This window comes from Campylobacter troglodytis (assembly GCF_006864425.1).
In the GTDB taxonomy this organism is placed as follows: Bacteria; Campylobacterota; Campylobacteria; order Campylobacterales; family Campylobacteraceae; genus Campylobacter_D; species Campylobacter_D troglodytis.
Window position 1 is genome coordinate 20,724 of record NZ_QHLI01000036.1, and the last position, 8,422, is coordinate 29,145.

The 8,422-nt window shown below is 35.1% G+C and carries 8 protein-coding genes; 4 read left to right on the forward strand and 4 right to left on the reverse strand.

The features are described from left to right. The first annotated feature begins 334 nt into the window (after window positions 1-334). From gyrA to DMC01_RS08240, 3 genes are all read left to right on the forward strand, one after another. Window positions 335-3,007 carry a DNA gyrase subunit A gene (gyrA, locus tag DMC01_RS08230; protein WP_142693761.1) on the forward strand — a complete coding sequence of 891 codons (2,673 nt, stop codon included), beginning with the start codon at window positions 335-337 and terminating at the stop codon, window positions 3,005-3,007. A gap of 63 nt (window positions 3,008-3,070) precedes the next feature. Beyond that, window positions 3,071-3,613 carry an LPP20 family lipoprotein gene (locus tag DMC01_RS08235; RefSeq protein ID WP_142693762.1) on the forward strand — a complete coding sequence of 181 codons (543 nt, stop codon included), beginning with the start codon at window positions 3,071-3,073 and terminating at the stop codon, window positions 3,611-3,613. Further along, window positions 3,589-4,041: a hypothetical protein gene (locus DMC01_RS08240; RefSeq protein WP_142693763.1), complete on the forward strand. Its 453-nt coding sequence runs from the start codon at window positions 3,589-3,591 to the stop codon at window positions 4,039-4,041. Before DMC01_RS08235 ends, DMC01_RS08240 begins: the two co-directional genes overlap by 25 nt. 282 nt (window positions 4,042-4,323) lie before the next feature. On the opposite strand, the gene DMC01_RS16660 is transcribed toward DMC01_RS08240, so the two are convergent. The 3 genes from DMC01_RS16660 to DMC01_RS08250 form a co-directional block, all read right to left on the reverse strand. Beyond that, window positions 4,324-4,461 carry a hypothetical protein gene (locus DMC01_RS16660; RefSeq protein WP_427846110.1) on the reverse strand — a complete coding sequence of 46 codons (138 nt, stop codon included), beginning with the start codon at window positions 4,459-4,461 and terminating at the stop codon, window positions 4,324-4,326. A 142-nt stretch (window positions 4,462-4,603) separates the two neighbouring features. Next, entirely contained in the window at window positions 4,604-4,741 is a 138-nt protein-coding gene (locus tag DMC01_RS16665; RefSeq protein ID WP_427846111.1) for a hypothetical protein, read from the reverse strand. 484 nt (window positions 4,742-5,225) lie between these two features. Then, complete coding sequence (locus DMC01_RS08250) at window positions 5,226-5,423, reverse strand: hypothetical protein (protein WP_142693764.1); 198 nt, start codon at window positions 5,421-5,423, stop codon at window positions 5,226-5,228. A 1,039-nt stretch (window positions 5,424-6,462) separates the two neighbouring features. On the opposite strand from DMC01_RS08250, the gene DMC01_RS08255 reads away from it, so the two are divergent. Further along, window positions 6,463-7,350 (forward strand): DMT family transporter, encoded by an 888-nt coding sequence (locus DMC01_RS08255; protein WP_142693765.1) that lies wholly within the window; start codon window positions 6,463-6,465, stop codon window positions 7,348-7,350. A 282-nt stretch (window positions 7,351-7,632) separates the two neighbouring features. Here the strand turns inward: DMC01_RS08255 and DMC01_RS08260 are convergent, their stop codons facing one another. Next, a complete protein-coding gene (locus DMC01_RS08260) occupies window positions 7,633-8,067 on the reverse strand; it encodes a hypothetical protein (RefSeq protein WP_142693766.1) in 435 nt (144 codons plus the stop codon). Between the last annotated feature and the right edge of the window lie 355 nt (window positions 8,068-8,422).

Here is an 8,422-nt window from a genome sequence, read left to right on the forward strand (position 1 = left end):
GCATTGCGAAACGAAGTTTTTTGCGTAAAAAAAACTTCTTTGGCAAATAAAAATTTTGTGGCAAAGCCTAGCTTATTTATAAAATGAAGTTACTTCGCTAAAGCAACAGATATTTGAAAAAGCAAAAACTTCTTTGACAAACTAAGCTTATTTAGCAAGGCAATATTTGATAAATAAAATTTATATTATAAGGTGCAAATTCTTTTAAAAATGAAGTTTATTAAAAAATCTTTTTGCTTGAAATTTAAAAAGTGCTTTTAAAACTAAAAATGACAAGCTTATATGATAAAATCAACTCTTTAAAACTAAAATATCCACTTTTACAAGGACAGTTATGAATAGTATGTTTGACTCGGACATTGAAGTAGTAGATATAGAAAATTCCATCAAAGCAAGCTACCTAGATTACTCAATGAGTGTTATCATAGGAAGAGCCCTCCCCGATGCAAGAGATGGCTTAAAGCCCGTGCATAGACGCATTTTGTATGCTATGGAGCACGATGAGAGCAAGTCTCGCACCACCTTTGTAAAATCAGCTCGCATTGTGGGTGCTGTCATAGGTCGCTATCACCCACACGGAGACACAGCCGTTTATGACGCACTTGTTAGAATGGCTCAAAGCTTTTCTATGCGTGTGCCAAGCATTGACGGGCAAGGAAATTTCGGCTCAATTGACGGAGACGGCGCTGCTGCTATGCGTTACACAGAAGCTAAGATGAGTGCGCTTTCGCACGAGCTTTTGCGTGATATAGACAAGGAAACTGTTGATTTTATCCCAAATTATGACGACTCAGAAAAAGAACCAGATGTCTTACCAAGCCGTGTGCCAAATTTGCTTTTAAATGGTAGCAGCGGCATAGCCGTGGGTATGGCTACAAACATACCCCCACACAGCCTAAATGAGCTAATTGACGGACTCTTGTATCTATTAGATAACAAAAACGCAAGTTTAGAAGAGCTAATGCAGTTTATCAAAGGACCTGACTTTCCAACAGGGGGCATAATTTACGGCAAAAAGGGCATTATAGAAGCTTATCGCACAGGCAGGGGGCGGGTTAAAATTCGTGCAAAAACCCACATAGAAAAAAAGTCAAACAAAGATGTCATAGTCATTGACGAGCTTCCCTATCAAACAAACAAGGCTCGTTTAATCGAGCAAATCGCCGAGTTAGTTAAAGAAAAGCAAATCGAGGGCATTAGCGAGGTTAGAGATGAAAGCGACAGAGAGGGCATTCGCGTTGTCATCGAGCTAAAAAGAGATGCTATGAGCGAGATAGTTCTCAATAATCTTTTCAAATCAACCACTATGGAAAGCACCTTTGGCGTCATAATGCTAGCCATTAACAACAAAGAGCCTAAAATTTTCTCTTTAATTGAGCTTTTAAATATCTTTTTGACACACAGAAAAACCGTCATCATTCGCCGCAGCATTTTTGAGTTACAAAAGGCTAGAACAAGAGCTCACATCTTAGAGGGGCTTAAAATCGCACTTGATAACATAGACGCTGTCATAGCACTAATCAAAGCAAGTGCGGATAATGTAGTAGCAAAAGAGGGCTTGATGCGTGAATTTAAACTCAGCGAAGCCCAAGCTAACGCCATACTTGAAATGAGGCTAGGACGACTTACAGGGCTTGAAAGAGAAAAGATAGAAAACGAGCTAAAAGAGCTTTTAAAAGAGATTGAAAGGCTTGAAAATCTGCTAAAAAGCGAGGCTTTGCTTGAAGATTTAATAAGAGATGAACTAAAAGAGATTAAAAATAAATTCAATGTCCCAAGAATCACTCAAATCGAGGATGATTACGATGACATAGACATTGAGGATTTAATCCCAAATGAAAATATGGTAGTTACCATAACTCACAGAGGCTACATAAAAAGGGTGCCAAGCAAGACCTATGAAAAGCAAAAGCGTGGCGGCAAGGGCAAGGTAGCCATCACAACCTACGAAGATGACTTCATAGAGAGCTTTTTCACCGCAAACACCCACGATACGCTTATGTTTGTAACAGATAGAGGACAGCTTTACTGGCTAAAGGTTTATAAAATCCCAGAAGGTAGCCGCACCGCAAAGGGCAAGGCTGTGGTGAATTTAATAAATTTGCAAGCAGATGAAAAGATTAAAGCCATCATCCCCACAAGCGACTTTGAAAAGAGCAAGTCCTTGTGCTTTTTCACTAAAAATGGCTTGATTAAACGAACAAATTTAAGCGAGTATCAAAACATAAGAAGCGTGGGCGTTAGAGCCATAAATTTAGACGAAAATGACGAGCTTGTAACGGCTATTGTTGTAGTAAGAGATGAAAACGAGGCTTTAACAAATGCTGAATTTAGGGGCGAGAATTCAGGATTTGACGAAAGCCAAAATGCTGAATTTGAAAGAAAAAATTCAAGCTTTGACAAGGATGAGAATGAAATTTTAGCCTCAAATCAAAGCAAAGAAGAAGGCTTTGAATTTAAAGATGAAAATTCACAAGAACTTGATCCTAGTGCAGAAAATTTAGAACAAGGTGGCAAGAGTTTGCTTGTGGTTACAAAAAAGGGCATGTGTATAAAATTTTCCCTCTCAAGAGTGCGTGAGATAGGACGAGTGGCAAGGGGAGTAAGTGCCATTAAATTCAAAGAAAAAAATGATGAGGTGGTTGGTGCTATCTTTGTGCAAGATGATGAACAAGAGGTTTTAAGCATAAGCACTAAGGGCATAGGAAAAAGGACAAATGCCGGAGAATACCGTCTTACAAATCGTGGCGGCAAGGGTGTCATTTGCATGAAACTAACCGATAAGACCCGTGATTTAATCAGCGTTATAACGGTTGATGAGGGTATGGATCTTATGGCACTTACAAGCAGTGGCAAGATGATAAGAGTTGATATGCAAAGCATTCGCAAGGCTGGGCGCAACACAAGTGGGGTTATAGTGGTAAATGTAGAAAATGATGAGGTAGTAAGCATAGCCAAATGTCCAAAACAAGATGAATTTGAGGGCGAGGATGAGGAGCTTGACTAAGTTTTAAAAATGGAACGGATCTTGCTTATAATGTCTAAATACAATAAATTGAAGGTGGAAACTATGAAAAATCTAGTTTTAACGCTCTTTGTAGCATTCTTAGTCAGTGCTTGTGTTTTGACCCCAAGATCATCCACAAGAGGTAACAACAGCTTACAGGCAAGCCCTAGCACAACAGTAGCTCCTGCTAAAAGTAGCCAGGACATAATCGTGCAAAAGGTCGACAAAGACGATGTTAGAGACATCATTAGGCAAGAAAAAATGCTTAGCCTAGATAATACAGATGATGAGCTTGTCTTTGGTGCAGTTGGAGAGGGCATAGCACCCCTAAACACAGTCTCAGGCGCACAAGCCCTTGCCCTTGCAAAAAGAGCAGCCCTCACAGATGCCTACCGCCAACTTGCTAGTAAGCTTTATGGGGTTAAGGTAAATGGTAAGGACACAGTTAAGGACGCTATGCTTGGAAGCTCAACCATTACCGCTCAGGTAAATGGGCTGATTAAAAACGCTCACATAGTTGATGAGAACTTTAATCAAGGGCTTTATAGGGTGAATTTAGAACTTAAAATAGACGCACAAAAGTGGAAAGAATTATTTGCCTACTAATGTTTCTTGCTGTGAAGCTTGTAGCTCAAAATGAGTTTATCTTTTGGGCTGAGCTTACAAGCAAGAACCTCGTCCTTTCTTATCAAAAAGAAAATATCAGCCCAACTATGACAAAAAACGGCTCCTTCTTTGAAGAATATGTCTGCGATCTAAACTACAAGGAGGCTGATCTTAATTATCTTAAAAAGACAGAACTTGGGCTTATAGATGATGAGATGCCTAAAAATATTAAGCTACGTTTTTTAAATGAGCATAAAGAAGAGCTTGTAGAGTGCTTTGTAGGAGCTGAGATTAAGATCAAAGATACTATAACTAATTCCTTCTTGCAAGCTAAAAGTGAAACCTACATCAAGATGCTTCCTCTTCGCTTTCGCGTTAGCTTTGCCTCAAACAAGGCCTTAATTTATATGCTTGTAAAAAGAAAATAGGCTTAATGTTTTAGGCTCAATTAAACTTAATAAAATTATCTATTATTAATTCTTGGCTCAATTAAACTTAATAGAATTTTCTCTTATCAACTTTAATAAATTTTGATGAGAATTTTGTCTTAAATTTTTCATATTGTTTCTAAATTCTGTTTCTTTTAAGTGAAGCATGAAATTTTCTCTTTTAGCCATTAAATTTAGCCAAACGAAACTAGCAAGGTCCTCAGAAATTCACAATTTCATTGATATGATTTCTCGAGTGTGCAAACTCGTTTCTGTTATGCTTTACTCGGTAATGAGCCTTTGCTCTCTCTTACAAAAAAACAAGCAAAGTAAAAAATTAACTAAACCATCATAAGCAGCCCAGTAATCACTATAAAATTTATTCTTGCTCATATCGCTTAAATCTCTTATTATAAGCAATAGTTCGTTAGCAAAGCAAGTTTTTATAAGCTAAGTATAAACTTGCCAAATTATTTTAGCAAACCTTTTGCTTGTAGTTACAAGAGGCGTAACGAAGTAAAAACACTTGTGTTTTCTTGCCAACCACACATCCACGCTTAGCTCACACGCACTTTGCCCCTTCTACTACGCAGTTACGAGCCAAGCATTGTAAAAAATAACTCTCATCAACTTCCATCTCAGCACTCATCTTGCTAATTTTTTCGCACTCTTTAAGGGTTAAAATTCTAGTTTCTCGCAAAATTATATTTACGAAAGCACAAGAAATTTTGCAAATTTCAGCAATTTTTTAGCCTCCAAAGGCGAAATATCTCAAAATTTCCCTTACATTTAGAAAAATTTGTAAATTAAACTTTGCTTTTCATAAGACAGTAATTAAACATTCTTTGTTTTAAGTTTAATTGAGTCATTTTTTAATGAAGCATTTTTTAATGACACTCATCAAACAAGTTACTTCTTTTAAGCCCTTAAGAAGCCTCAAAATAAAGTATAAAATGAGAATTCAAGTTACAAAATATTTATGAGAAAATATTTCAATGCAGATCAATGCAAAAAATACCTTCTCACAAAATAATCATCTAAAAGATACAAAATTCAATCAAAGCAGACTAAAATCTGGCTTTGTCATTTTTTAGTGAGGTACTAAAAGAGTAAGATAAAATTCAAGTGTATTAAAAAAGCAAAAGTAGTGAAATTAAAGAAGAGCCCAAAAATTTGGGCTTTTTTTAGAATTTAAGCAGTTTATTAACAGCTCCGTCAATCTTCTCATTGACCTTATCCTTGGCAGCGTCCTTGACATTGTCTTGAAGACTCTTTTCCTCGGTCTTTTTTGCTGACTTTGTGTTCTTTGTAGGCTCAGCCGCAGACACAGTGGCACAAAGGCCAAATAAAGCAACAAGAGTTGCGACAAGTAATTTTTTCATTACAAGCTCCTTATAGGTAATTACAGATCTTTGCAATCTGTTAGCAAAATTATATCAAAAAAAAAAAAAAATAAGCCTTAAAATACAAAAATTTATTTCTTAAACAAAACTTAAAATATTCATCTTAAATACATATTTTTTAAAAAATTCAAGCTAAATTAGCAAAAACTTCTTTTTAGATAACTTTTTGCTTAACAAAATTCTTACAAATTACTCTTTTATCTTGCTTAATATGGCAAAGTGTGTTTTTAAAAAACTTAATATAAGCAAAATCACAAAATAAACATTATAACTGTTAATGAAGCTTAAAATAAAGAATAAAGCAAAAGAAATTCAAGCTTTAAATTCAAACACAGGCTTAAAAATTCAACAAAACCAAGGCTTGATTTAAAGAAAGATTTAAATTGAAGCCTAAAAAGCAAAAGTGTGAATTTAAGTAAGCCTTCATCTTGCAAACAAAGCAAAGTTCCCTCCCTTGTGGAGTAGAAGTGGGTATTACAAAATACGAAGGATAAAACATGGGATACCGAAAGTGGATAAGGTAAATAAAGTGAGCTTTTTGTTTTTCAAATAAATTCACAGTTTCACCTTGCAAGGGCTTGAATTTAAGTTTCAAATAAATCAAGATAAGTCCCCCATTTTTTCAAAGACTGTTTAAAATCTTTTAAAATTCAAAGCTCTAAGTTGAAAGATAACAGTTTAAATTCTTTTAGGCTATATTTTAAAAAACGATTGATTTTAGATAAATACCGTATTTATCATTCCTAAAGTATGCCAAGAATCTACGAATTTAGGAAGAAATACCTTGAATTTAATGGATTCTTCGTCCGTAGGCTTAGAGTTACAAATCAACATTTTTTTAAAAAAGGGCATTCTTTTAAAATTCAAAGCTCTAAGTTAAGATGAGTGCTTGAATGCTTTTTAAATTCAAAGCCCTTGAAATTTCCACGCTTACAAGTATAAATACTGCGTAATTCAACACTCTTTAAAAAGCCTTATTTTTTAAGATTTTTAAGCAAAAAACTATATAATTACGGCTATGGATACAAAAAAATTCTTTCTTGCCTTGATGGTTTTGGCTATGTTATTTTGGGGAATTTCTTGGCCTTGTTCTAAGATCTTAGTTGAGTATGCATCCTCTCAAATCATAGCCTTTTGGCGTTTTTTCTTTACCTTTATAGGACTTTTGATCCTACTTATAGGGCTTAAAATTCCTCTAAAATTTGAGAAAAAAAACCTAAAATGGATCCTCATTGCAAGCGTTTTGAATGTCTTTTATTCCTTGCTTTTTTTTGCTGGGCTAAATTACGGCCTAGCTGGCAAGGGAGGGGTTTTAACGACAACGCTTACTCCTGTTTTTACCTATTTGCTTGTGATGTTTATAGTATTTTATCAAACCAAACGAAAGCCAAGGGTTCCTAAAAATGAGATCATAGGGCTTATTTTGGGCATTTTAAGTGGGATCTTACTTCTTGATCTAGGAGGCTTTAATGAGCTTTTTGGTAAATTTAATGTATTTTTTGTTTTGTGTGCCTTGGACTGGGCCTTTATGAGCATCTTTACTCAAAAGATAAGGATGAACCCCTTGGCTATGAACTTTTATATCACAATAATTAGCATACTAGCCTTTACTCCTATATTATTTATGCAAGAGACATATTTTTTATTCACAGCCGATCTCAAATTTTGGAGCAATCTCTTAATAGTAGCCATTTTATCAACCGTCATTGGCACAAGCATTTATTATTTGGGCATCAAAGAACTTGGCTCTGTAAGGGCAAATTCCTTCATCTTGCTTGTGCCTGCAAGTGCTTTGCTGTGTAGCTTTGTCTTGCTTGATGAAAGACCAAGCCTTTTAACTTTAATTGGCACCGTCTTAGCAATTTGTGCCATTTATCTCATAAATATCTATGGCAAAAAGGCTTAAAATTAAGCTCTTAAAACTGAGATTAAGTCGCCTTTAAATTCAGTAAAAGCTAGCTTAAAGCCTAATTTTTCTTAAATTTGCATTATACTCAGTGTTTTAAATTCAAAGTTTTAATTAAAGGCTCAAGATACTTTAATAGGATTTTCTCTTATTAATTTCAGTAAATTTTGATGAGAATTTTGTCCTAAATTTGTCGTCTTAATTTTGTTTCTTTTAAGTGAAGGATAAAATTTTCTCTTTTGTGCTTCTAAATTTCGCCAAACGAAACTTTGCAAACTTCTACTACGCAGTTACAAGAGGCGTAACGAAGTAAAAAAATTCACAATTTAGTTTATGTGGTTGTGTCCCTTTGCAAACTCGAATTTGGCGTGTTTTACAAAATCTTGTGTCTTTGCTCCGCAAAGGGACGAGCAAGGCAAAGTAAAAAATCAACCAAGGCACCGTAGGCTTTGAAGCTCTCCTAAAATTGTAGTGTTTAGGGCATCTGCAAAGTCTTTTATAATCGGCAATAACTCTTTGGCAGAGCAAGTGCTTGAGCGTATAGACAAGCCGTTGTGTTTTAACAAGCCTTTTGCTTGCAGTTACAAGACGAGTATCACGAAGTAAAAACACAGGTGTCTTTTTACCAGCCCCACGCCCCCCTTTTTCCACGCACAGGCCTTGCCCCCTTCTGCTAGCAAGGACAAGCCGTAAGGCGAAGTAAAAAATAACTCTCATCAACTTCAACCACTCATTTTCTAAATAAACTTCATTTTGCTGATTTTTCGCACTCTTTGGCTATCAAAATGCGAATTTCTTTGAAAATTTTACACAAACTTTGCTCTGAAATTTGACAAAGTAGAGCGTTTTTTCGCCCCTAAATCAAGGGCAAAAAACTTTAAAATTCCTTAAATTTCTTTTAAGACAATTAGGGAATAAATCATATATTTATTTTTCATTTTACTCTTTATACTTTAAAATGATCTTGTATCCTATTAAAGTATCTTGAGCTAAATTAAATTTAGCCTCATTTCTTTGATAACTTAGAAAGAAACTTAAATTTAAATCAAACACACTCTAAATTCAAAAAACT